Below are 22,463 nucleotides of genomic sequence, written 5' to 3'. Positions count from 1 at the left end.
AAAAAACAGCAGAGTGCGCAGATAGCTGGAACTATCAACGTCTCTGCTATTACCAAGTCATGCAGACTACATTGCTTCCGCCTTCTCGCGTCTCACCTTGATAGCCTCCCGAATTTCTTCTATAGAAGGCTCTGGACGTTCATATTTCTCCTTGGTATAATCACCATTATTATAATTGAAGAAGCCAAGGAACTCCAAAGCCCCCACCGGGCCAAGGGCTTTTTCGAGTGCTTCCATGCCAGCCCTATGAAGTTCCTTTCTATCTTTCAGATCCACCATGTTTATACCTCACAATATCTACCTGTCCCTATTATAACGCCATATCCTGTCAACACGCCATTATTACCGAAGTTTCTCCACCACTTGATAATATTACTCATAGCTATACAAATACAGTTCATCCGGGCATATATCTTGCCCATCTGGCCAGATAACAGTATAACCGTCCGTCTTTACCGCTTTAAAATATGCAATATTTCTCAATTGACCATACCAATCACCCTTGATGTATGGCTTGACATCAAACTTTTTTTCTTCACCATTATCAAACTTAACATAAATAATATAATCATCACTTGGCGTAACAGAAATCGCTGTTGGTCGAAGCATATCTATCTCTCCTTTTTATCTTAAAGGATCAATTTTAAAGTATCCCTCACCGGCAGAAAGCATTCTCCAATTCGCTGCAAGTTCGTCTTCATGGATTGCCATCCATCCCTCCAACATCTTCAATTGTTTTTTAGGAAACTCTCCCTCTAATATTTCTCCATCTAAAGCAATGACAATCTCAAAATCACCATAAAGAGCATGTATATGCGCTTTGTGATGTTTCCCTCCAAGTTCACATTGCATTCTAACAATTATTCCAAAAAACATTGACAAAGCAGGCATTATCTATCCATCTCCCTATGAGCAAGAACAAAAATATCTCTTTGCCTAAAGTTTAGCACAAAAAAATGAAATTTTCTATATAATTTCAAACCAGAATAACCTCTGTGCCTCCCTCTTTCAGTTCCTGCACCAGGCTGGGCTCGGCGCCGCTGTCGGTGACCACGGCTTCAATCTCTGGCAGCCTGGCCACAATCTCAAAGAAGTCGCCGCCAAGCTTGGCATGGTCTGCTGCCACAATCACATGGCGGGACTGGCGGATAAGCACCCGCTTGGTCTCCGCATCTGCATAGTCCGGCACAGTGAGGCCATGCTGGGCGTCTCAATGCCGTTGGCTCCCAGAAAAAGGTAATCTATGCGGAAGCGCTGGATAAAATCCGTGGTCAACAGGCCATTGAAGCCGCGAATATCCTCGTTGAACTCCCCGGGCACCATGATGAGCCTGATTCCCTTGGCAGTACTCAGGACCTGGGCTGTATCCAAGGAATTGGTCAGCACGGTGATGTTCTTCTTGCCCCGCAATGCCTCGGCAATGCGCTCAGCCGTGGAACCGCAGTCGATAAAAACCGCATTGCCTTCACTGACCATGGCAGCACACCTTTCAGCTATGCGCTGTTTTTCCAAGGGCAGCTGTGTCTGACGGAACTTCAGGCTGTGGATGACAGCCGTGCCGTGATTCAGGGCAGCTCCCCCGCGGATTAAGGTCACCAGTCCCTGGCTGGCCATGAATTCAAAATCCCGCCGGATAGTCATGGCAGATACATTCAGTTCCCGGCACAGATCTGCCGTGTAGCCTGTATGATTAGCTTCCAGATATTTGAGTATTTCTTCCCGCCTTGCAGACGCCTTCATGAAAGGCAGCCTCCCTTCTGACATATACGCCAGATTTTGTTATGTTTTATTGTTATTTTAACATATTTAACCTATAAAAATTAACAAAACTGCTCATTTTATCTTTAAAAGTAACAAAAACTGGTATTTTCAGCTTGTAACAGCACATAGACCTTGCTACAATACAGTCAAGAAAACGACAGCATCCGGATGCAGAAACTGAAAACAATCAATCGTTATACCGAAAGGAAGATTACCATGAAAACCATCCTTGTTTCCAACAGTTCTCTTGCAGCTGTCCTGAAAGAAGCCCTGGCAGAATACACCTGCCGTCCCACCTGCGAAGCCTTCTGCTTCAAGCATCCTGCCCACATGGAAACAGCAGAGAAATTGGCAGCTTATCTGAAGACCTGTGAGGAACAGAATCCCAATGAAACATATCTTGTCCTCGCCGACACCTTCGACTCTACTGCCTGCATCGAGACAGTACTTCTTCTTGAACAGCTTGGCCTCAAAGACCGTGCTGTCGTCTACACCGGCGCCAGTCTCCCCATGCTGCTGCAGCTCTATGACGAAGACGAGCTGGCAGAGGATATGGATGCCTGGAGAAAACTCCAGCCCCTCCTGCGCCATGCTGCATAAATATTACTATTTCCTTATATACGCAAAAATCCCTCACCCGCAGGTGAGGGATAATTTTTTGTCTGTATGACAATTAGCCCAGGATAACCAGGGAATCATGCACCTTGACGCTCTGGCCGGCGGTGACGTTGAAGGTCTTCACTACGCCGTCAGCATCAGCTGCGATCTCGTTCTGCATCTTCATGGCCTCAAGGATGAGGAGCACGTCGCCAGCCTTCACAGCCTGGCCCTCGGAAGCAACCAGCTTCACGATCTTGCCGGGCATGGGAGCATCGATGGAGTGCTCGCCAGCGCCTGCAGCCACAGCAGCCTTAGCAGGAGCTGCGGGAGCAGCCGGAGCCGGTGCAGGAGCTGCCTTAGGAGCCGGTGCAGCAGCCTTGGGAGCAGCGGCAGCCTGGCTCTTTACTTCCTCAACCTCAACCTCATAAGCGGTGCCATTGACGGTAATATTGAACTTTTTCATGCTTATTCCTCCAAACTTATCTCTTTACTTGCGGTTAGTGCGGGCAGACATGATCCAGGCGTTGCTGGGCTTGATGCGGACAGCGCGGACTTTGCCGCCGCCCATCATCTGCACGGCGGCTGAAATAGCTGCCACCACTTCCGGGCTGATTTCTTTGGAACTCATGGTGTATACCTCCCTGAATGAACGGGATACCGCCTCTTGAAATTAGAGGGGAATATTGCCGTGCTTCTTGGCAGGACCGGACTCACGCTTGCTGGCGAGAGCATTGAGGGCCGTGATGACATAGGGGCGAGTCTCGGAAGGCTCGATGACCTGGTCTACATAGCCGCGCTCTGCTGCCACATACGGAGTAGCGAAGTTCTCCACATACTCTGCCGTCTTGGCTTCCTTGTCCGGGTCCTTGCGGAAGATGATGTTGGCTGCGCCGGCAGGGCCCATAACCGCAATCTCGGAAGTAGGCCAGGCCATGACCTGATCAGCCCCCAGCTCGCGGCAGCACATGGCGATGTAGGAACCGCCATAAGCCTTGCGGGTGATGACCGTAACCTTGGGCACCGTAGCCTCGCTGTAGGCATAGAGCATCTTGGCGCCGTGGCGGATGATGCCGTTGTACTCCTGATCCACGCCCGGCAGGAAGCCCGGCACGTCAACCAGGTTCACCAGCGGAAGGTTGAAGGCATCGCAGAAGCGGATGAAGCGTGCAGCCTTGTCGGAAGCATCAACATCCAGGCAGCCTGCCATCACATTGGGCTGGTTGGCAATGATACCTACGCTGCGGCCGTCGAAGCGGGCAAAGCAGGTGATGATGTTGGTAGCAAAGTGCTGATGCACCTCATAGAATTCACCGTTATCGACAATGCCGCGAATAACGTCCTTCATATCATAAGGAGCATTCGGATTGTCAGGCACTACGCTGTTCAGAGCTTCGTCCTGACGGTCCGGATCATCACCAGTATCAACAATAGGAGCATCCTCCATGTTGTTGCTGGGCAGGAAGGAAAGGAGGTAACGGATCTGCTCGATGCAGTCGTCCTCGTTCTCAGCGGCAAAGTGAGCCACACCGCTGCGGCTGTTGTGGGTCATGGCGCCGCCCAGGGCTTCTGCCGTGACTTCCTCTGCGGTGACGGACTTGATGACCGCCGGACCGGTGATGAACATCTGGCTGGTGTTCTTCACCATATAGATGAAGTCCGTGATAGCCGGGCTGTATACAGCACCGCCTGCGCAGGGTCCCATGATGACGGAAATCTGGGGGATGACGCCGGAAGCTGCGGTGTTGCGGAAGAAGATGCCGCCGTAACCAGACAGAGCATCAACAGCCTCCTGGATGCGGGCGCCGCCGGAATCGTTGATGCCGATGCAGGGAGCCCCCATCTTCATGGCCAGGTCCATGACCTTCCAGATCTTGTGGGCGTGCTTCTCACCAAGAGAACCGCCCTCTACGGTGAAGTCCTGAGCGAAGGCATAGACCAGACGCCCATCCACCGTGCCATAACCGGTAACAACGCCCTCACCCGGCAGGTCCTTCTTGTCCTGGCCGAAGTTGGTGCAGCGATGCTTCATAAACATATCAAGCTCTACGAAAGAGTCAGGGTCGAAAAGCTTCTCAATGCGCTCCCGGGCAGTGTACTTGCCCTTGGCATGCTGCTTCTCGATGCGGGCAGCGCCGCCGCCCTGCATGATGTGCTCTTTCTTAGCTTTCATCAAATCAATTTTCTCTTGAACTGTAGCCATTATATCCCTCCTAGAGAATATCACGCTTCTCTTATTTTGCACTATCCGGCACAAAATTGCAAGCTTATTTATGACTAGGTATCAAATAACTGTGGCTTAGGAAGCCATAGGCAGCATCAATCGTGCTGGCAGAGTTCCAAGAGAATGCCGGAGGATTTCGGATGGATGAAGGCAATCATAGCGCCGCCTGCACCCTTGCGGGGCTTCTCATCGATGAGGCGCACACCCTTCTCCTTGAGGTCAGCCAGAGCCTGCTCAAGGTTGTCCACACGGATAGCTACATGCTGGATGCCGCAGCGGCCGCCGTTCTTCTCAAGGTACTTGGCAATGGGGCTGTCCTCGGAGGTAGCCTCCAGCAGCTCGAACTCAGCACCGTTGGGAGTGGGGAAGAAACCAGTGGTGACCTTCTGCTCCTCCACCGTCTCATCCTTGGTATGGGGCAGGCCCAGGATATCGCTCCAGAAAGTGCCGGCCTCAGCCAGGTTCGGAACAGCAACACCAATATGATCTACGCCAAGAATCTTAAACATAGTAATCCTCCTAACTAAAATACATCTATATCACTTGAGCATCTCGCTCATGATATCTGAAACAAGACTGTAAGGATCTGTCTCCCTCTTCTTCAGGCTTTCCACAAAGCCATCCATGCGGCCTTCCGTGTGCTCCTTGATGCGCTTCTCAATGCCAGCGCTCAGGATATCCAGCAGCTCATCTTTGGCCCGCTTGGTGCGGCGGCGGTTCAGTTCACCATTGCCTTCGATGTAAGCCCGATGCTTTGCCACATCTGCCAGCAAGAGGTCAATGCCCTCATTGCGGCTTGCCACCACCTTGGAAATGGGAGGACGCCAGTCAGTCATGAGGCTGTCCAGGTCAAGCATCATGTTGATTTCCTTGACCAATTTGTCCGCCCCGTCCAAATCTGACTTATTGACGGTGAAGAGGTCGCCGATTTCCAGGATGCCTGCCTTGATGGCCTGGATGTCATCACCCATGCCGGGAATGAGCACCACCACAGTGGTGTCCGCCGCTTTCACGATGTCCACCTCTGATTGGCCCACCCCCACTGTCTCCACAATGATGATGTCCTTGCCAAAGGCATCCAGGGCCTTCACCGCATCAGCGGTCTTATGGGAAAGGCCGCCCAGGCTGCCACGGGTGCCCATGCTGCGGATGAAGACACCTTCGTCCAGGGTCAGGGAATTCATGCGGATGCGGTCCCCCAGGATGGCGCCCCCCGTAAAGGGGCTGGTGGGGTCAACAGCTATGATGCCCACGGTCTTGCCCTGGTCACGGTAAGCCTTGGCAATCTTTTCCGTCATGGTGCTCTTGCCGGCTCCCGGAGGGCCGGTGATGCCCAGAACGTAGGCATGTCCCGTATGGGGATAAAGCTCACGCATGATTTCGGTAGCTTCGTCGTATTCATTCTCTATAGCCGTAATGGCTCTGGAAAGTGCCAGGCGGTTCCCCGCCAAAAGTTCTTTGGCTATATCCAAATCATGCACCTCCTTCGCTGTATCAGTAATAAGTATGCTAACGTAAGCGAGTGGCTGGCGTTGTGCCAAAAGCGGAACGTGTGAAAATTTGCGAAGCAAATTTTCAAGTGAAGCGTTGGCATAATGCCAGTCGTGAGCGCCCTAGCAATGAAAAAGGGATGACGGCAGCAGAACCGCTGCTGTCATCCCTCGCATGTTATCTTAGCTTCTTACAGCTTCACATTGTTCTTGATGAACTCCACCACATCGGCAGTGTTGGTGCCCGGGGTGAAGACCTCTGCCACGCCGGCTTCCTTGAGAGCGGGAATGTCGCCCTCGGGGATAACGCCGCCGCCGATGATGAGGGCATCGGTGAGGCCCTTCTCACGGACCAGCTCCACCACCTTCGGGAAGAGGTGCGGATGAGCACCGGACAAGATGCTCATGGCCACTACGTTGACATCCTCCTGGAGAGCTGCCTCAGCAATCTGCTCCGGGGTCTGCCTGAGGCCAGTGTAGATAACCTCGAAACCAGCATCGCGCAGGGCGCGGGCGATAACCTTTGCACCGCGGTCATGGCCGTCAAGGCCCGGCTTTGCAACTAATACTCTGATCTTCTTTTCCATCTCAATTACCTCCGTATCTTACAGGCTGATATGTGCTTCGTACTCGCCAAAGACTTCGCGCATCACGTTGCAGATTTCGCCGAGAGTTGCATAAGTCTTGACAGCGGCCAGGATATGAGGCATAAGGTTCTCATTCTCGTCCTGGCAGGCCTTCTTCAGGTCGGCAAGAGCTGCCTTAACGGCCTCGTTGTCACGCTTGGCCTTCATGTCATGCAGCTTCTTGACCTGCTTCTCGCCTACGGAAGCATCTACCCGCAGGAGGTTCTTGGGAGGCTCTTCCTCAATCTGGAACTTGTTCACGCCTACGATGGTGCGGGCACCGGACTCAACATCCATCTGCCACTTGTAAGCGCTGTCCTGGATTTCCTTCTGGATATAGCCCTTCTCGATAGCTGCCACAGCGCCGCCCATGTCGTCAATCTTCTGGATGTACTCCATGGCTTCCTTCTCGATGCGGTCAGTCATGGCCTCTACATAGTAGGAGCCAGCCAGCGGGTCGATGACATCGGCCAGGCCGCTCTCATAAGCCACGATCTGCTGGGTGCGCAGGGCGATCATTACGGACTCCTCGGTGGGCAGGGCCAGAGCCTCATCACGGGAATTGGTATGGAGGGACTGGGTGCCGCCCATGACAGCAGCTGCCGTCTGGAGGGCCACGCGGATGATGTTGTTGTTAGGCTGCTGAGCCGTCAGCATGGAGCCTGCAGTCTGGGTATGGAAACGGAGCATCATGGACTTGGGGCTCTTGGCGTGGAAACGCTCCTTCATTATCTTGGCCCAGATGCGGCGGGAAGCGCGGAACTTGGCGACTTCCTCCAGCACATTGTTGTGGGCGTTCCAGAAGAAGGAGAGACGGCCTGCGAAGGCATCAACGTCCAGACCAGCCTTGATGGCAGCCTCGACGTAAGCGATACCGTCGGCAATGGTGAAGGCGATTTCCTGGGAAGCAGTGGAGCCTGCCTCGCGGATATGGTAACCGGAGATGGAGATGGTGTTCCACTTCGGCACATTCTGAGAGCAATACTCAAAGATGTTGGTGATCAGGCGCATGGAAGGACGCGGCGGGAAGATGTAAGTGCCGCGGGCTGCATACTCCTTCAGGATATCATTCTGGATGGTACCCTTGAGCTGATCCGGAGCAACCCCCTGCTTCTCAGCCACGGCGATATACATAGCCAGCAGCACGGAAGCAGGAGCATTGATGGTCATGGAGGTGGAAACCTTGCCCAGGTCAATCTGGTCAAAGAGCACTTCCATATCTGCCAGGGAGTCGATAGCCACGCCAACCTTGCCGACCTCACCCTCGGAAATCGGATCATCGGAGTCGTAACCGATCTGGGTGGGCAGGTCAAAGGCGCAGGACAGGCCCGTAGCGCCGGACTCGATCAGATAGCGATAGCGCTTGTTGGACTCCTCAGCAGTGGAGAAGCCTGCATACATGCGCATGGTCCAGAAACGGCCGCGATACATAGTGGGCTGCACGCCGCGGGTGTAGGGATATACACCGGGGAAGCTGATTTCCTCTGCATAGTCATCACCCTTGATGTCAAGGGGAGTGTAGAGGCGCTGCTCCGGCAGGTGGTCACGCTCAGGGAAACGGGCAATGGCCTTCTCGACACTCGCTTTGTACTTGGCGAGCTCTTCCTGGATCTTTTCGTTGCTCATAGTGAATCCTCCCTATTAAGTTTCATTCAGTGGATTTGGCTGCTTTGAATGCCAGCCTCTATTTTAAGTTACGGGGTATCTTTTACTTCATGCAGCCCGTCTCAAGGAACTTCTCATGGAAAGAAAGAGCTTCCTCAAGGATATGGGGCGTATGTGCATGGTGGCACTTCTCCGTGGCCCTGTTGTAGTAGTCAAGGAGAATCGGACGATAGTCCGGATGTGCGCAGTTGTTGATGATTTCCAAAGCCCTCTCGCGGGGAGCCTTGCCGCGCAGGTCTGCAATGCCCTGCTCGGTGATGATGATGTCCACATCATGCTCCGTATGGTCGATATGGGAGCACATGGGCACCACAGAAGAAATCTTGCCATCCTTTGCCACAGACGGGGTGTAGAAGATGGTGAGGTAAGCGTTGCGGGCGAAGTCGCCGCTGCCGCCGATGCCGTTCATCATCTTGGTGCCGGTGATATGGGTGGAGTTGACATTGCCGTAGATATCCACCTCAATGGCGGTGTTCATGGCAATGACTCCCAGGCGATGCACAACCTCGGGAGAGTTGGAAATCTCCTCAGGACGCAGCAGCAGATACTTCTTGTACTTGGCCACATCCTTATAGAAACGGGCCATGCCCTCCGGAGACGGCGAGAAGGCCGTGCCGGAAGCAAAGTTGAGCTTGCCTGCATCAATGAGGTCAAGCATGCCGTCCTGGATAACCTCGGTGTAGACCGTGAGATCCTTGAGGTCGGAATCCACGAAGCCTGCAATGACAGCGTTAGCCACATTGCCTACGCCAGACTGCAGGGGCAGGAGGTTTTCCGGCATGCGGCCTGCTGCGATTTCCTTCTTGAGGAAGTCCAAAGTGAAAGCACTCATCTTCTTGGAATTCTCGTCAATGGGAGAAAGCGGACGAGTGTGGTCAGCAATGTCGCAGGGGACAATGTAGAGAATCTTGTCCGGGGTGCAGGGGATGTAGTTGGTGCCTACCCTGTCATCTGCCTTAACAATGGGAATTGGCAGACGATTGGGCGGGTCAAGGGGCACATACACATCGTGCATGCCCTCCAGCTCCAGAGGCTGGGTGGTGTTGATTTCCACGATGACCTTGTCAGCGCTCTGCACATAGGAAGCAGCGTTGCCCAGGGAGGTGGTGGGGATGAGATTGCCCTCTTCGGTGATGGCGCAGGCCTCCACCAAAGCCACATCTACTTTGCCCAAGTAGCCGCAACGGCTCAGCTGGGCGCTTTCAGAAAGATGAAGGTCGAGGTAATCCACCGAGCCATCATTGATTTCCTTCCTCAGCATAGTGTCCGTCTGATAGGGCAGACGCTTTTTGATGCCGTGTACCTGAGCCAGCACATCGTCCAGTTCCGGGCCGGTAGAAGCGCCAGTCCAGATGTTCACAGTGAACGGTTCTTTCTTCATGCGCTCTGCCAGGGCCATGGGCACTGCCTTGGGATAAGCCGAAGCAGTGAAGCCGCTGCATGCCACATTCATGCCCGGCTTGAAGAAAGCGGCGGCCTCTTCAGCCGTGACGATCTTCTCCTGCAGGGCCTTGTTGCGTACACGATCGAGAATATCAATCATTGAAAATCCTCCCCTTATCGGTGGCTATAACATCAAGTTATAAATATGATGAATCATAATTATAGATTATCATACCACCCAATACAAATTATGCTCCATGACTTAGGATAGCACGAAAAAAAAACGCCGTCAAGCCTTGACTTGACGGCGTTTATGGATTTTGTGACATTCTTCACGTTGATAACTTTGAGCGTGTAAGATAGTAGGACAAACTGCTGAGACCAATGGACAGATCCTCATTGACCAGAGGCACGCTTTCAGGCACATGCATCTTGATGGGAGCAAAGTTCCAGATGCCCTGGATCCCCGCCTCCACCAGCTCATCCGCCACTCCCTGGGCGAAGGCCGCAGGCACGGCGATGATGCCAATCTGGATATTCCTTTCCCGGACAATCTGCCTGAGATTCTTGCTGTCCTCCACCTTCACATGGTTCACCACTGTACCGATGACATGGGGATCCTGGTCGAAGAGGGCCACCAGATTGAAGCCCAGGGCCACGAAGTTCTGATAGTTGGCCAGAGCCACCCCCAGATGCCCTATGCCTACCACCGCGATGTTCAGATGATGGTCAAGGCCCAGGATGTGGCCTACATTGCGCTTGAGCTCGTTGACATAGTAGCCTACGCCCTTCTTGCCAAACTGGCCGAAGGAAGCAAGGTCCTTCCTGATCTGCTCCGGGGTGATGCCCAGGCGTTTGCCCAGCTCATCTGAGGAGATGATATCCAGTCCCTCGTCCTGCACCAGCCGCAGGGTGCGGAAGTACAGGGGCAGCCTGTCGATGGTGGCCCGGGAGATGCCCGGCACCTTAGTCTTTTCCTTCTTCATGACTGTCCTCGCCTTCCTTTCTGTCCTCCGGCTTCTTCATCTTCTCAAAGAGAGCCAGTTTTTCCTCCAGCTTTGCTTCAATTTCTTCCTCTTCGGACTTTGCCCCTTCAGTATCTTTCTCCTCAGTATCTTCCTTTTCAGGTTCTTCTTTTTTAGTTTCTTCTTGTTTGAGCTCTTCTGTTTCAGGCTCTTCGGCAGGAGTCTCCGCTTCCTGTGCTTTCTCCTCTGCGCCGTCTAACCTGACCTCATAGATCACCTGAGGTTTTTCTTCCCCGGCCTCTTCTTTTGCCTCTTCCACCTTTTCAGGTTCCTCCTGCATAAGGCTCACGGCTGCCATCAAAGCTGCCAGCAGCCAGAAAAACATAGAGGACGGGATATTGAAAAGCAGATGGTCAGTGAGGCCGTTCAAGGCGATGGAAATGAAGGCCAGCCCCAAACCCAGGGATAGGCCGGACAGAAGCCTCCATTCTTCCACATCAAAGACCTCATGCCAGAAGTGCCGGGCAGGCTGGGGCATGGAAGCCTCAATCGTAGCGGTGATATCAGCCAGTTCCTTGTCAGGCCCCTCGTCCTTCAAGGTGAAGGGGGTTATGACCAGATGTGGCTTGGGCATGGGGAATCTCGCCCTGAAGGCAAGATAGATGCTGCCGAAGAAGAACCAGAAGAACGCCAGAGCTCCCGGCAGGCCAATTTCCGCCGCATAGTTCAGATACATATTGTGGGCATGGACAATCAGGATGGGAGCCCCCTGCATGTAGAAATCATACTCAGGGTATACCAGATAGAAAGCTCCCCAGCCAATGCCCAGGAAGGGATGGTCCTGTATCATGGCCCAGGTGCTCTCCCAGAAGGCCAGGCGCATTTCCGTAGAAGTGTCCACCTTGGTAAAGACGGACAGCATGCGCTCGTAAAGCACCGGATCGAGAAGCAGTAATGCCCCCGCCACCCCCACACAGGCCAGCAGCACCCGCCAGTCCTTCAGCACACCATAGCCGGCAAGTATCACCGCCAGCACCAGGCAGGCGCCACGGGCATAAGTCATGGCCAGGCAGGCCACCGCCGCCAGCATGAAGACGCCGATGACTATGCGCCTGTCGCGATTGCCGCAGGTGACAAGCTGCCCCATGGCCAGGCAGGCCATGATATCAAGATACCCGGCCAGGATATTGGGGTTCTCCCAGGTGGAGAAAACCCTCTTCTTCAGCTCCGGGAAGGCCTCCCCGTCCACCCATTTCATGGCGGCAGTGTCGATGCCGAAAAGGAACTGGTAGAAGCCATAGAGGATAACCGCACAGGCGGCGGTGCCTATGACTGCCAGCAGCAGGCGCACCTGCCGGGCGTCCCTCACCACCTGCCCCGCCAGGAAGTAGGTCAGCAGGTACACACCTACCAGATTGTAATAGTTATAGAAACTGAAGCCCTTATCCGGGGACATGATGATGGAAGCTGCCCCCAGCAGGGCAAAGAGCACCACCGGCACATCCAGGGGCAGATGACGGAAACAGAAATCCTTCTCCATGCGAAACCGCACCAGCAGCAAAGCCACGCCAGCCAGTAGGGCAATGGTTGCCCCGGTTGGCCACAGAGCCAGCAAAAATGCCTCCGCATAGAGGGCATTTTCTGTCCAGCTCTTTAGGTAGGCAGCATAGCGAAGCCTGGCAGCTTCCTTCCGCAGTTCCACCATATCCTTATGCTCATCCATTTGCTTCACCCCGCTCTCTTCCCCTGCGTGCCAGCAAACTCTGGCGAAGCCCCCCTACCAGGTAAAGGGAGCCACAGAGAACCAGCAGGCGATTTTTCCCCGCCAGTTCCAAAGCCCGGTCAAGAGCTTCTTCGTTATCCTCATATGCTTCCACATGGCTTACACGGCCTGACACCCGTCTCACAAGTTCTGCCGCAGCTTCTGCCCTGTCAGACTTGGGCGGCGTAACCACCACCACGTCACTGGGCCGCAACAGGCTTTCCAGCATATGGCCTATATCCTTGTCATGCAAGATGCCCAACAGGAACACACGCTCTTTGGCCGGATAATAAAGATCGAGGCTCTCCCGCAGGACCTTGATGCCCGCAGGATTATGGGCACCGTCAATGACGATTTCCCGCCCCCCGCAATTCATCTGCTCGAACCGTGCTCCCCAGGAAACCATATTCAGCCCTTCACGAATGACATCACTGTCCACCTTGGGTTCCACATTGCGCAAAAGCTCCGCTGCCATAATAGCCAAGGAAGCATTCTGCACCTGATGAGTCCCTAAAAGCCTTACCTCAAAGTTTTCCTCAGAAATCCCCAGGAGAGCTGAGTTGAAGCTGAGGCCCTGGGTGTGCCTCTCCAGGTCAAAGCCCGTGGCAGCGGCTGCAAAATCCTCCCCTGCCACAAAAATATCCGTGTTCATTTCCTCCGCCTTCTGGCGAATGATTTCCAAAGGAATGCCCGTTGCCGCAGTCACCACCGGCACGCCATTTTTAATGATGCCTGCCTTATGCTCCGCCACACCTTCCAAAGTGCCGCCGCAGCGGTCGGCATGCTCCAGGGCCACATTGGTGATGACAGAGATTTCCGGCACTATCACATTGGTAGAGTCCAATAGACCTCCCAGCCCCACCTCTATGACCGCATAATCCACCTGCTTCATGGCAAAATAAAAGAAGGCCAGCGCCGTCAGAACCTCAAACTGAGTGGGGCACTCCTCCCCCTCCGCCATCATCTGCTCCACATAGGCCCTGATGGTGGAAAGGCAGTCTGCAAACTCCTGTTGGCTGATGGGCTGACCATTCACCTGCATGCGCTCCGTATATGAAGAAAGATGTGGAGATGTATAAAGTCCCACATGCAGTCCAGAACGCCTGATAATGCTTTCCAACATGGCAGATACAGAGCCCTTGCCGTTGGTGCCCGTCACATGAATGGTGCGATACCTCTCCTGGGGCAAGTCCAACAGTTCCAAAAGCCTGGTGATGCGGGAAAGCCCCAGCCTGATGCCAAAGACATTTAAGCCCTCCAGATAATCCAGAGCTTCCTGATAATTCATCCTCTCTGCTCCTATCCTAATTCTCTCAATTAACATCGTAAATTCTCTCTCTTTACGCCCTAAAAGTATAGCATTTTCCTCCCCTGCTGACAACCGCCGAAGGGATGCGCAGGCAATACAAAAGGCAGGTGAGACTCGAAAGCCTCTCCTGCCCTATATGGCGCAAACAAGACAGATGAATGAGTCAGGCCAGCATTCTCTTAAAGAAGCCAACCTGTGCCTTCCCCTCCAGGCAGCGTACGGGCATGACGTGATCCGGGGCGGTTTTGTAACGGAAGCGCAGCAAATCCCTGTAAAGAAGATGGGTCTGAGGCTGGTTCCAGGCCAGACGGCAGGGAGGCAGAGCATCCTGCCGTGCAGCGGCGTAGCCAGGATGGATTTTTTGCAGCTCCGCATCCAGAGCAGTTGTTAGCTTGACTGTTTCCTCCCCCAGCAGGGATTCTGTCAGAGCCAGTGAATCATCTGCCTCCAGCAGGATTTTGAGACATCCATCCTCCTGATAAAAGGCAAAATCTGCAATCTGCTGCCTGTATTTCCCTGCTGCCTCTTTAATGGCAGTGTAAATATCTTCACCCCTGAGAGAAAAATCCCCCATGCTCAGGCTCTGGCGGCTATTCCCCAGAGTCTTGAAGGTGAGACGGCCCTTCCCGGTCTTTTCCACCCGGATGATCTCTCCAGTGGCATAGCGGTATAGCCCTGCCTGGTTGGTGATGACAAGCTCATAGCACTGTCCCTCCTGTACCTGGCCCATCAGCAAAGGCTCTCCCCCTTCCAGGGGACGGAACTCATAGAAGCTCTCCCCCTCCGTCAGGCTAAAGGAATCCGTGCCCTTTATTCCCAAGCCTATCAGTCCTTCCGGAAGGACAAGATTGCCGTTATCCAGGGGAATATCCCCCATGTAAGCCTTCAGCCGGTCTGAATAGATGGCAAAATCCCCGCTGCCAAAGGCCAGAATACGGGAAAGTCTGGGCCAGATGCGCCTTGCCACCGGTGTCCCGAAGCCCTGCCGGAAAATTTGCCGCAGTTCCTCGGCTCTTTCCGGGTCTGCCTGCAGCAGAGCCTCCATTCCTTTCAGAGAAGCAGGGGGAACATCCAGATTGAAAGTGATACGGCCCTGCTCCAGATCATTGCAAAGCTCTTGCCAATGCCCCTTCAAAAAATCCATGGCCTCCAGGATACCCCAAGTATAGGGAGCCATTATCTGTTCCACTTGCCGCTCCTTTAGGGCAAACAGCAGCCTGAGATACAACGTGTCCACTGCCTCCGTAGGCAGCAGCAAGGAGGCCGGGGAGGTGAAATGAGCCTCCATGGCATTGAAGCTGTTGCGCTGCTTTTGCAGGAAATCTGCCAGCACCATGCCATTGACAGAATTCAGTACGGCTCCGTCGTTGCTGTGCTGCCTCATGGGCAGGCTTTCCACCAGCAGGAAGGTAGTCCTATCCTGCACCGCCTGGGTGAAGCTTTCCAGATAGGGCTTCATATGGCTTCTAGTGGCAGGAATCAGCCGGGGGGCCCCCTGGGGACTGTCAGAGAGCAGATAGCAGTAAATCGGCTCTGCCGAAAAAATGGCCGATTCTCCGATACGCATCTGCAAATTCACCAAAGGCTCATAAACAGCATACTCCGACAGTGGCACCCGCTTCCTGTAGCCCTCTGCGGTCCTCAGCACGGAAAAATGATAGCGTCTGCCATAGTTCGTAGCCTGATTTTTGTTCAGTATATCCAGGAGCAGGCCCTCACCGTTCCAGATATTTTGCATACGTTGCCCCTGAGCGAAATTTTCCGGATGGAGAATTACCTCCCGAGGCAGCTTGAACAGTAGCTGGGCCTCTTGTTCCGTGGTGACCTTGCTGGCAGGCAGCATAGGAATCATGTGGACATATGGCTCCAGAATGTTCTTGAGCTGCCGCCTGTCCCGGAGGGTGAGTTTTTCTGACCGGGCCATGACATCTGCCAGAGCGGTCAGTATACGAGCCATCAAATCGTCTATGTAGATGCCGTTTTCTTGCGCCCTGTCAAAGATAATCCTGTAGCCCTCAGCATAGGAAATAAGCTCCTCCCCGCTTTTCTCCACCATGCTCTGCACCATAGAGCCACCGTGGATAAGGTAGTGATAGCCGATAAACTGAGGCAGGTAGCAAACCCTGTCCACCCTGCCATATGCCTCTATGAGAAACAGGCAGTCTTCCAGATAAGGCACATTCTCATCAAAGATGATGCCATACTTATCCAAAAAAAGCCTGTCATAGAGCCTGGAGGTCACCATGCCCCATACCCCTACGAACATGCGCTCGTCATCCCAGTGCTCCCGGTCTACCACAATCTCTTCCCGGGTCTGATCCCAGAGGACGATTTCTGTCAGGGGCATGAGCCCCTCCCTGTCCATTTCAAACTCCCGGCGGAAAACCACCATCTGGGAGCTTGTACTCTTCATGCGGGAAATGGATGTCTCCAGGCATGCGGGAGTATAGCAGTCATCCCCGTCCAGAAAGCCCAAATAAGGTGCCGTGGCAAATTTCATGCCGTAATTCCTGGGGCTGGAAGGAGTGAGGTGCTGATTGTCCAGCCGTTTCAGCAGTACATTTTCCAGGCCCCCCAGCAGCTTTTGGACTTCCCTGTGGTATTTTTCCTCCGTATTGTGCAGCACCACAATCCACTGGATATTGTCAAAGCCCAGTGTCTGAGCCTGCAGGGAGGCAAAGCTCCTGCGGAAAAACTCAAGATCCACATTGTGGAAGGGTGTGATGACGGATACAAGATAATCCTTTGCCTTATCCATAATTTTTCCTCTCTTCAAATCCTTTGCAAACTTTCCAGCAGCACCTGATTGCACTGACGGTGCTCCAAGGGCCGCAGCTTTCCCTCAACGCCTATTTCCCTCAGCTCTCCCTGCATTTTCTCCATCAAGCCCGGTGAATCGAAGCGCTGGGAGGAAACGATGTTCAGTGTGCCTTGCCAGCTGGTGGCAGACAGACCGAGAATATTCGCCCCTCCCCGGACACCGATGAAAGGACGGGTGATGCGCTCCACCAAAGAACCGTAAGCGGGAGGCAGATCCAGGCTGCCGGGATAAGTGAGGGCAATGGTAAGTGGAAGCCTGACTTCCCTCGGAAGAGGTGCCCCCAGGCGCGCTGACATTTCCTCAACACCAGCCCCGGAGTTCTCAAAGCCCTGCATGGCCTGCAGCTTCTGCACAAGCAGCCCGTCGAAATGCTCCTTCGTCAGCTGCCCCTTCATCTCCTGACGCATGCGCCTGCCCTGCTCCTCCATGGGCAGGGCCGCTATGCTCTTGTCGTAAGTGAGGTAAGTGGCATCGGAAAAATTGGCCATGGTCCTGGCGCCATAGTATCTGCGCATATCCGCCGAAAGCATGGTGCGAATCGTCTCACCCCCGGTGTCATAGATACCGGTCATGGCACGGGATATAAGAAGGGCCAGGAAAGCCGCCGCCGAGGAACCATGAGCCTTGACCTGCCGCAGAAAAGGCTCCAGAGGGCAGTCCAGCGCATAGCCGAATACCCTGGGATCCTCCCAGGAATAAAAATTCTCCGGCAGGGCAAAGGAGGGAGACAGGCTTTCCCTGGGGGCTTCCCCTCCAGCAGGGGCAAATCTGCGGTATGGATCCAGCCGCTCCGCTTCATCCTCAGCCACCAAAGCCCGGGGGCTCTCCCGCACCCATTCATCAGCCTCTGCTTCCAGCCCCCGTCCTTGGGCATAATAATAGAGAATGGTGCGGAAAAAGCTCCAGATACCGTGAAAATCCGTGAGGCCGTGGAAGTAAGAAAAGCAAAAGCCCCGCTCCCGGCAATGAAAGGCAAAGAGATAGCCATTCGTGTCTTCGGTGCCGTAGAGCAGGCCGGGCTTGCCGCCCTCCTCCAGCAGGGGCGGCTCGGCCTCATTTTCGATTGCCCAGACAGTGCCCTCCCGCAGCACGGGAGTGACGGCAAATTCTGGGAAATTCGCCAGAGCCTGCCGAACAGCGCTTTTCAGCAGTTCCCTGTCCAACCGCTCCTTGAAGTCAAAGGAGAAATGTATATCAAAGGCTGCGTTCCTGCTCCCGCTCATATAGTAAAAAAAGCGGTTGGAAACGCCCAAGGGAATGAGCTTCATGGCTCTGCCTCCTTCAAAAACGCATGATCAGATAGTTAAGCCCCAGGGTTCTGGTGTAGCGCACTTCTTCCGCCTGCTGCCAGAGGTCAGCAAGTTCCTCTGCCTCTTCCGTCAGCTTTTTCCCATAGTCCAGAGGCGGGCAGTTGTCCCTGAAACGCAAAGTGAAGCCCTCTTCCTTCACCAGGCCCACATCAATACGGCAATCCGATTTAGAACCACGCCCCAGGATTGCTGCTCCTGTTGCTTCAATGATACGTGCCAGAAGAGAAGCCCGCTCCTCCCCTGCCCCCTCTGCCAGAAGGAAGGTACGTGCCCTGCCTGCGGCAACTGTCAGTTCCTCCCGTGAGGAAGCAGATGCAGCAAAGACCTGCAGGGCCGTGCTTCCGAGAGCTTCCGGCAGGCAAAGAAAGTCCTGTCCTTCCGGCAGCCCCCTTTTTTGCCAGGCCAGAAACAGCCACAGGGAAAAGGTAGTCAGAGCCTCTGCCGCCACAAAAGACCACCACACCCCCTCAGCCCCAAAGAAATACCCCAGCAGAGCAGACAGGAGGCAGATGAAAATGAGATTGTCCAGGGCGGAGGTCAGATATGTCATCCTCATGGCATTTACCCCTAGGTAATACTTCTGCAGCACATTGTTACAGGCATACAGGGGCAGATACAGAATATAGATGCGCAAAGCATGGACGGCTGTCCCGTGAGCCTCTCCTCCCGCCGGGGCAAAGAGGCCGATGAAGAGGGGTGCCCCCAAAAACACCAAAAGAGCCACTGACCCTGCCAGCAGCAGGGTCTCCCTCAGGGACACCTGCAACAGCCCCGCCAGTGACAGCCTGTCCCGCTCCCCTGCAAAAACCCCCGCCATAGTGAGGGTTGCGGTGCTGAGTCCCATGACCAGAGGATTGAAGATATTGTTGAGGGCGTTGATATCCGCAAAGGCAGCCATGGCGACGGGAGGCGCTGCCAACAGCAGCACCCGGTTCACCACATACATCTGCACCGTCTTGTAAAATCTGTCCACGGCAGATGGCAGTCCCACATAAAAAATGTCCAGGAACTTCCTCACCTGCAGTCCCCGAGAACAGAAACGGATCTGACCCTGACTGAAACCTAAGGAAACTGCCCCCAGTCCCATCAGGGACGAGAGGGACATCACCAGCCCCATGCCGTAGATGCCGCCCCCCAGGAAAAGCACATTGGCAAAGGCTCCAAGGATATTTGTACCCGTCTGGGCCGCCACCGCCCGCATGGCCCATTTAGCCCTTCCCTCCAAAAACAGCAGGGCTATCTGCATGGGGAGAAAGAAAAGGGGCGGCACTCCCAGTGCAAAGCCTCTTAGGTAATCTGCCGTATCCTGCTGCAGGATGGCAGCTTCCCCCGCTGCCCCAAGGAGGGCCGCTATGGAATCTGCCTCAAAATATACCAAGGCTCCCAGGCACAGAGAAAGAGGCAGGCAAAGGAGCACCGCTAGGGAATAGTATTCCCCGGCCTCCCCTCCCCGGCCTGCCCCCATGGACTTGGCGCAGTTGTTCTGCACCCCGATGGAAATCACCTGGCTCAGCATCATCACAACGAAAAACAGGGGCAATGTCAGCTGGTAGGCCGCCATGGAATCTGTGCCCAGATAGCGGCTGATGACAATGCCATTCACCACGGCTCCACAGAAAATCACCAGGTTGTTTAAAATCATCTTCACCGCAAAGGCTTTAAAGGCCCCCCGGAGCAAATCATTATTCATGTACCCTCACATCCGCTCCAAAAAGGGAGCATATTTCTGCATGGCTTCCTCCGCCCCGGGGAAGAAGCCTTCCCGGGCAGAGGCCACCAGCCTCCGGCGTTCTTCCTCCGGGATGCCGGTGACAATATTCAGGAAGGTAAGCTGCCTCAAGGGAGCATACGTCTCCATCAGGGACGACAGTTCATCCATTTGCTGCCGGCTGCAGCCGGAGAAATAATTTTCTGAAAACACCTGCCACACCCGCTGCACTACAGTAGGCTCCCAGCCTATAACGGCTTTTACAGCCTGAGGTGGCATAGCCATCACCAAGCCCACTCCCAATGTGTAGACCCCCAGCACATCATAGAAGGGATGCCCCCAGGCGCAGTCTGCCATATCAATAAGGCACAGCTTCCCATCCTCCACCAGCAAGTTTCCCCGGTGGAAATCACCGTGGAGGAAGGCATGGCGCCGGGGGATGGCATCTATCATGCGGTGGAGAAGGCTTATTTCCTCCCCCGTCAGATATTCCCCCAGCCCTTCTGCCCTCTCATGGTAGACTTCTGCCATGGAAGGAAAGTCCCCCAGAGCCGCCTCCCTGCTGTGGATTTCTTTCAGCAGACTGGCCGCCTGGGGCACCAAAACCTCAATCTGCTCCGGCTCCCCTGCGATTACCTCCCGCAGGCTCCTGCCCACGGCCTTATCAAAGACAAGCCCCAGTCCGCCACCGCAACGCACCAGCTCATAAACTGCCGGTGTTGGCACGCCAAGCCCCCGGGCGGCTCTGGCATTTTGCAGTTCCCTGCAGGCAGATGCATAGGTCTCCGGCGGGCAGAGCTTGACAATCTTCCCCTGGCCTATATCATAAACCTGGCCATTTCGCCCCTTGCCTATGGGCCTTGCCCCCTCCAGGCTGATTTCTCTCAAAGTGTCCCATGGGACTTCTGCCATGCGGCTCACTCCCCCTCAAAGAATGCCCTGTAGTTGCCCATTTCCCGCTTGATGACAATCTCGTTGGGGTAAGTATCCTTGATGAGGGGCATCCTGGGGTCATACTGATTGTACTCCACCATGATGGCAAAGGAATCACTCAGGAACCAGGTGGCATTGGCCATGCCCTTCTTCACCTGGGGACGGCCAAAGTTATAGGAAAAATTCTTCTCCGCCCGCATATACATCTCATCTGCCGTGGTGCTATCCTTGGCATAGAAACGGATGCGGTAATTGCCCACAAGGTTCTTGTCCTTGCCATGGGGATGCAGGGCGATGAGCTGCATATAATCCGTCTTCTTCTTCACCATTATCACTACATTGTCTTTATCCTTCCTTTGCCAGCCCTTCTTGGCAAGATCATCCACCACTGTCTGGATGGGCTTGCCCACATAGATGCCAAAAGCAATGGTATCATCCCGGGTGGCCTCGTCTATATCCTCCAGCCAGTCAGGCTCCACATAATCTGCGGCCAGGGCCGTGTTTGTCACCAAAAACGGCTCCTCCCCGCCTGTGTATGCCGCAGTTGTCTGCAACAGTAAAAAAGTCCCCAGCAAAGCACAGATTTTCTTGCTCATTTTCATATGTTTATCCTCCTTGCACAGCCTACCTCATATATACTGACGAACCGCAGCATATGCCATACCCCCACCACCGCTTTCGCGGTTCCACGCCCCCAGGGGGCGGACCTGTTGAACCGGCATAATCTGCTGTGTGCCAGTATAACATATTTTCTGCGATAAGCTGTATTCATTCGCCATTTCCGCCTCTAATCCTCTTTTCTGCCAATTTTTTTCTGGCACGTTGGAGAATATGCTGCCATTTGAGTGTGGCAAATCTTGCTTCGTACCCTCTCATCTTTCCAGCAAATCATCCAGAGTCATGGGCCTGAGCCTTTCTGTCTGCTTCAGCTCTTCCTCGGTAAAAAGCTCCTCCTGGCTCCTGTCCTTTACCCCCTGCATATCCTGCTGAACTTCCAGAGCGGCAGTCATGCCCTTGTCCGGGGCATTTGCTTTCCTTTCCTCTGTACGCTCCCGGCCTTCTTCCATAGCCTTTTGCACCACATCCTCAGGCTTTGCCTCGCGGGTGACATTTCTCTCCCCCTGCTCAGCTATCTGCTGCTCGGTGCGGACTGCCACGGAAAGTTCGCTGCTCCGCTGGTCAAGGACTGCGTTCAGGTCTTTGGCCCGGCTTTTGGCCAGGGCAATATCTCCCCGCTCCTTGATGATTTCCTGGGTATAGAACTCCTTTTGAGCACCTTCCGCCCCCATTTCGCTTTCTGCAACGGCCAGCTTCATGGTGATGAGTCTCATCTCATCAAGCATCAAGTCCTGTTCCTCCGCTGTGTAATCAGGGGACTTCATCTTTTCCTGCAAGGCGTGTTTCCGGCCATAAAGCTCATGCATCTTATCCTCGGGGCTCATGCCCTTTTCCTTGAGGGTGTCCGCCTCTTCCTGCATGCGGGCTTTCTCCTCTGCCGTAAGGCTGGTGTCCGTATCTATGCGTTCCTGGAGCTTTTCCGCCTGTTTCTTGTAATCCTCTCTGGCAGCAATGGTATCATTGAGTTCCTGCAGTTTCTTCTCCCCCTCGGTCATGAAGTCCGTCTGGCCCATTTTCCTCAAGGGGTCAAGGGCTTCCTCCGAGAGTCGCCTTCCTGCCTGGCTGATCTGCACTTCGGCCGCCTTGCCTACCACAGTCTCCCCATCGTTTTCCCCATCACCCTGCTGGAGCCGCTGGAAAATATTTTCCGCCACTGCCCCGGCAGGCTTCTGCATTTTCTGGTAAATATTTTCCCTTTGGAGAATGTTTGTCTTTTCCTCTCCTATCCTGCCTATCATGGACACAAAAATCCCTCCTTTGCCGACAATCCTCTACGGTTTATCGACATCAG

General features: G+C 54.1%; 22 protein-coding genes and 1 pseudogene. 1 reads left to right on the top strand and 22 read right to left on the bottom strand.

The window, feature by feature from the left end; genetic code table 11:
- Positions 1-66 precede the first annotated feature (66 nt).
- From BLW59_RS06470 to BLW59_RS06455, 5 genes are all read right to left on the bottom strand, one after another.
- Positions 67-279, bottom strand: coding sequence for a hypothetical protein (locus tag BLW59_RS06470; RefSeq protein WP_074697129.1), 213 nt, complete (start codon positions 277-279; stop codon positions 67-69).
- 93 nt (positions 280-372) lie between these two features.
- A complete protein-coding gene (locus BLW59_RS06465) occupies positions 373-609 on the bottom strand; it encodes a DUF2442 domain-containing protein (RefSeq protein ID WP_029540653.1) in 237 nt (78 codons plus the stop codon).
- A 15-nt stretch (positions 610-624) separates the two neighbouring features.
- Entirely contained in the window at positions 625-891 is a 267-nt protein-coding gene (locus tag BLW59_RS06460; protein WP_029540654.1) for a DUF4160 domain-containing protein, read from the bottom strand.
- A gap of 85 nt (positions 892-976) precedes the next feature.
- Entirely contained in the window at positions 977-1,189 is a 213-nt protein-coding gene (locus BLW59_RS17075; RefSeq protein WP_081348420.1) for a DeoR/GlpR family DNA-binding transcription regulator, read from the bottom strand.
- On the bottom strand, positions 1,129-1,740 hold the full coding sequence (locus tag BLW59_RS06455) for a DeoR/GlpR family DNA-binding transcription regulator (protein WP_175463369.1): 612 nt from the start codon (positions 1,738-1,740) through the stop codon (positions 1,129-1,131). Before BLW59_RS06455 ends, BLW59_RS17075 begins: the two co-directional genes overlap by 61 nt.
- A 237-nt stretch (positions 1,741-1,977) precedes the next feature.
- On the opposite strand from BLW59_RS06455, the gene BLW59_RS06450 reads away from it, so the two are divergent.
- Positions 1,978-2,361: a hypothetical protein gene (locus BLW59_RS06450; RefSeq protein ID WP_029540656.1), complete on the top strand. Its 384-nt coding sequence runs from the start codon at positions 1,978-1,980 to the stop codon at positions 2,359-2,361.
- 73 nt (positions 2,362-2,434) lie between these two features.
- Here the strand turns inward: BLW59_RS06450 and BLW59_RS06445 are convergent, their stop codons facing one another.
- The 17 genes and pseudogenes from BLW59_RS06445 to BLW59_RS06370 form a co-directional block, all read right to left on the bottom strand.
- Positions 2,435-2,824, bottom strand: coding sequence for a biotin/lipoyl-containing protein (locus tag BLW59_RS06445; protein ID WP_029540658.1), 390 nt, complete (start codon positions 2,822-2,824; stop codon positions 2,435-2,437).
- Between the two features lie 24 nt (positions 2,825-2,848).
- Positions 2,849-2,989 (bottom strand): hypothetical protein, encoded by a 141-nt coding sequence (locus BLW59_RS17710; protein WP_029540659.1) that lies wholly within the window; start codon positions 2,987-2,989, stop codon positions 2,849-2,851.
- A 42-nt stretch (positions 2,990-3,031) separates the two neighbouring features.
- Entirely contained in the window at positions 3,032-4,561 is a 1,530-nt protein-coding gene (gene mmdA / locus BLW59_RS06440) for a methylmalonyl-CoA decarboxylase subunit alpha (RefSeq protein ID WP_029540660.1), read from the bottom strand.
- Between the two features lie 116 nt (positions 4,562-4,677).
- Complete coding sequence (mce, locus tag BLW59_RS06435; protein WP_029540661.1) at positions 4,678-5,091, bottom strand: methylmalonyl-CoA epimerase; 414 nt, start codon at positions 5,089-5,091, stop codon at positions 4,678-4,680.
- A gap of 30 nt (positions 5,092-5,121) precedes the next feature.
- Positions 5,122-6,054, bottom strand: a complete 933-nt coding sequence (meaB, locus tag BLW59_RS06430) for a methylmalonyl Co-A mutase-associated GTPase MeaB (RefSeq protein ID WP_029540662.1) — start codon at positions 6,052-6,054, stop codon at positions 5,122-5,124.
- Positions 6,055-6,263: 209 nt separating this feature from the next.
- Positions 6,264-6,659, bottom strand: coding sequence for a cobalamin B12-binding domain-containing protein (locus BLW59_RS06425; RefSeq protein WP_029540664.1), 396 nt, complete (start codon positions 6,657-6,659; stop codon positions 6,264-6,266).
- A gap of 18 nt (positions 6,660-6,677) precedes the next feature.
- A complete protein-coding gene (locus tag BLW59_RS06420; RefSeq protein WP_074697128.1) occupies positions 6,678-8,324 on the bottom strand; it encodes an acyl-CoA mutase large subunit family protein in 1,647 nt (548 codons plus the stop codon).
- Between the two features lie 82 nt (positions 8,325-8,406).
- Positions 8,407-9,906, bottom strand: a complete 1,500-nt coding sequence (locus BLW59_RS06415) for an acetyl-CoA hydrolase/transferase family protein (RefSeq protein ID WP_029540666.1) — start codon at positions 9,904-9,906, stop codon at positions 8,407-8,409.
- Between the two features lie 172 nt (positions 9,907-10,078).
- Positions 10,079-10,732, bottom strand: a complete 654-nt coding sequence (locus BLW59_RS06410; protein WP_029540668.1) for a redox-sensing transcriptional repressor Rex — start codon at positions 10,730-10,732, stop codon at positions 10,079-10,081.
- Positions 10,733-11,039: 307 nt separating this feature from the next.
- Positions 11,040-12,416: pseudogene (locus BLW59_RS06405) on the bottom strand (O-antigen ligase family protein); the annotation flags it as partial.
- 10 nt (positions 12,417-12,426) lie between these two features.
- Positions 12,427-13,761, bottom strand: coding sequence for a bifunctional folylpolyglutamate synthase/dihydrofolate synthase (locus BLW59_RS06400; RefSeq protein WP_074697126.1), 1,335 nt, complete (start codon positions 13,759-13,761; stop codon positions 12,427-12,429).
- Positions 13,762-13,945: 184 nt separating this feature from the next.
- The gene (locus BLW59_RS06395) at positions 13,946-16,540 is read right to left on the bottom strand and encodes a GH3 family domain-containing protein (RefSeq protein WP_074697124.1); all 2,595 of its coding nucleotides are present in this window, start codon (positions 16,538-16,540) and stop codon (positions 13,946-13,948) included.
- Between the two features lie 14 nt (positions 16,541-16,554).
- Positions 16,555-17,871 carry a hypothetical protein gene (locus BLW59_RS06390; RefSeq protein ID WP_074697123.1) on the bottom strand — a complete coding sequence of 439 codons (1,317 nt, stop codon included), beginning with the start codon at positions 17,869-17,871 and terminating at the stop codon, positions 16,555-16,557.
- Between the two features lie 13 nt (positions 17,872-17,884).
- The gene (locus BLW59_RS06385) at positions 17,885-19,603 is read right to left on the bottom strand and encodes an MATE family efflux transporter (protein WP_074697121.1); all 1,719 of its coding nucleotides are present in this window, start codon (positions 19,601-19,603) and stop codon (positions 17,885-17,887) included.
- Positions 19,604-19,609: 6 nt separating this feature from the next.
- Positions 19,610-20,533 carry a phosphotransferase gene (locus tag BLW59_RS06380; RefSeq protein ID WP_074697119.1) on the bottom strand — a complete coding sequence of 308 codons (924 nt, stop codon included), beginning with the start codon at positions 20,531-20,533 and terminating at the stop codon, positions 19,610-19,612.
- A 5-nt stretch (positions 20,534-20,538) separates the two neighbouring features.
- Positions 20,539-21,156, bottom strand: a complete 618-nt coding sequence (locus tag BLW59_RS06375; RefSeq protein WP_074697117.1) for a hypothetical protein — start codon at positions 21,154-21,156, stop codon at positions 20,539-20,541.
- 270 nt (positions 21,157-21,426) lie between these two features.
- On the bottom strand, positions 21,427-22,416 hold the full coding sequence (locus BLW59_RS06370; RefSeq protein WP_074697115.1) for a hypothetical protein: 990 nt from the start codon (positions 22,414-22,416) through the stop codon (positions 21,427-21,429).
- Positions 22,417-22,463 lie beyond the last annotated feature (47 nt).

Source organism: Selenomonas sp. KH1T6, assembly GCF_900108415.1.
GTDB lineage: Bacteria > Bacillota > Negativicutes > Selenomonadales > Selenomonadaceae > Selenomonas_B > Selenomonas_B ruminantium_A.
This window is presented reverse-complemented; position numbering and strand designations above follow the sequence as displayed.

Coding starts and splice junctions, on each gene's coding strand:
- BLW59_RS06420 (WP_074697128.1), bottom strand. CDS start 8,324: ATGAGCAACGAAAAGATCCAGGAAGAGCTCGCCAAGTACAAAGCGAGT.
- BLW59_RS06385 (WP_074697121.1), bottom strand. CDS start 19,603: ATGAATAATGATTTGCTCCGGGGGGCCTTTAAAGCCTTTGCGGTGAAG.
- BLW59_RS06450 (WP_029540656.1), top strand. CDS start 1,978: ATGAAAACCATCCTTGTTTCCAACAGTTCTCTTGCAGCTGTCCTGAAA.
- BLW59_RS06460 (WP_029540654.1), bottom strand. CDS start 891: ATGCCTGCTTTGTCAATGTTTTTTGGAATAATTGTTAGAATGCAATGT.
- BLW59_RS06395 (WP_074697124.1), bottom strand. CDS start 16,540: ATGGATAAGGCAAAGGATTATCTTGTATCCGTCATCACACCCTTCCAC.
- mmdA (WP_029540660.1), bottom strand. CDS start 4,561: ATGGCTACAGTTCAAGAGAAAATTGATTTGATGAAAGCTAAGAAAGAG.
- BLW59_RS06470 (WP_074697129.1), bottom strand. CDS start 279: ATGGTGGATCTGAAAGATAGAAAGGAACTTCATAGGGCTGGCATGGAA.
- BLW59_RS06415 (WP_029540666.1), bottom strand. CDS start 9,906: ATGATTGATATTCTCGATCGTGTACGCAACAAGGCCCTGCAGGAGAAG.
- BLW59_RS06400 (WP_074697126.1), bottom strand. CDS start 13,761: ATGAATTATCAGGAAGCTCTGGATTATCTGGAGGGCTTAAATGTCTTT.
- BLW59_RS06390 (WP_074697123.1), bottom strand. CDS start 17,871: ATGAAGCTCATTCCCTTGGGCGTTTCCAACCGCTTTTTTTACTATATG.
- BLW59_RS06425 (WP_029540664.1), bottom strand. CDS start 6,659: ATGGAAAAGAAGATCAGAGTATTAGTTGCAAAGCCGGGCCTTGACGGC.
- BLW59_RS06410 (WP_029540668.1), bottom strand. CDS start 10,732: ATGAAGAAGGAAAAGACTAAGGTGCCGGGCATCTCCCGGGCCACCATC.
- BLW59_RS06465 (WP_029540653.1), bottom strand. CDS start 609: ATGCTTCGACCAACAGCGATTTCTGTTACGCCAAGTGATGATTATATT.
- BLW59_RS06445 (WP_029540658.1), bottom strand. CDS start 2,824: ATGAAAAAGTTCAATATTACCGTCAATGGCACCGCTTATGAGGTTGAG.
- BLW59_RS17710 (WP_029540659.1), bottom strand. CDS start 2,989: ATGAGTTCCAAAGAAATCAGCCCGGAAGTGGTGGCAGCTATTTCAGCC.
- BLW59_RS06380 (WP_074697119.1), bottom strand. CDS start 20,533: ATGGCAGAAGTCCCATGGGACACTTTGAGAGAAATCAGCCTGGAGGGG.
- BLW59_RS06375 (WP_074697117.1), bottom strand. CDS start 21,156: ATGAAAATGAGCAAGAAAATCTGTGCTTTGCTGGGGACTTTTTTACTG.
- BLW59_RS06455 (WP_175463369.1), bottom strand. CDS start 1,740: ATGAAGGCGTCTGCAAGGCGGGAAGAAATACTCAAATATCTGGAAGCT.
- mce (WP_029540661.1), bottom strand. CDS start 5,091: ATGTTTAAGATTCTTGGCGTAGATCATATTGGTGTTGCTGTTCCGAAC.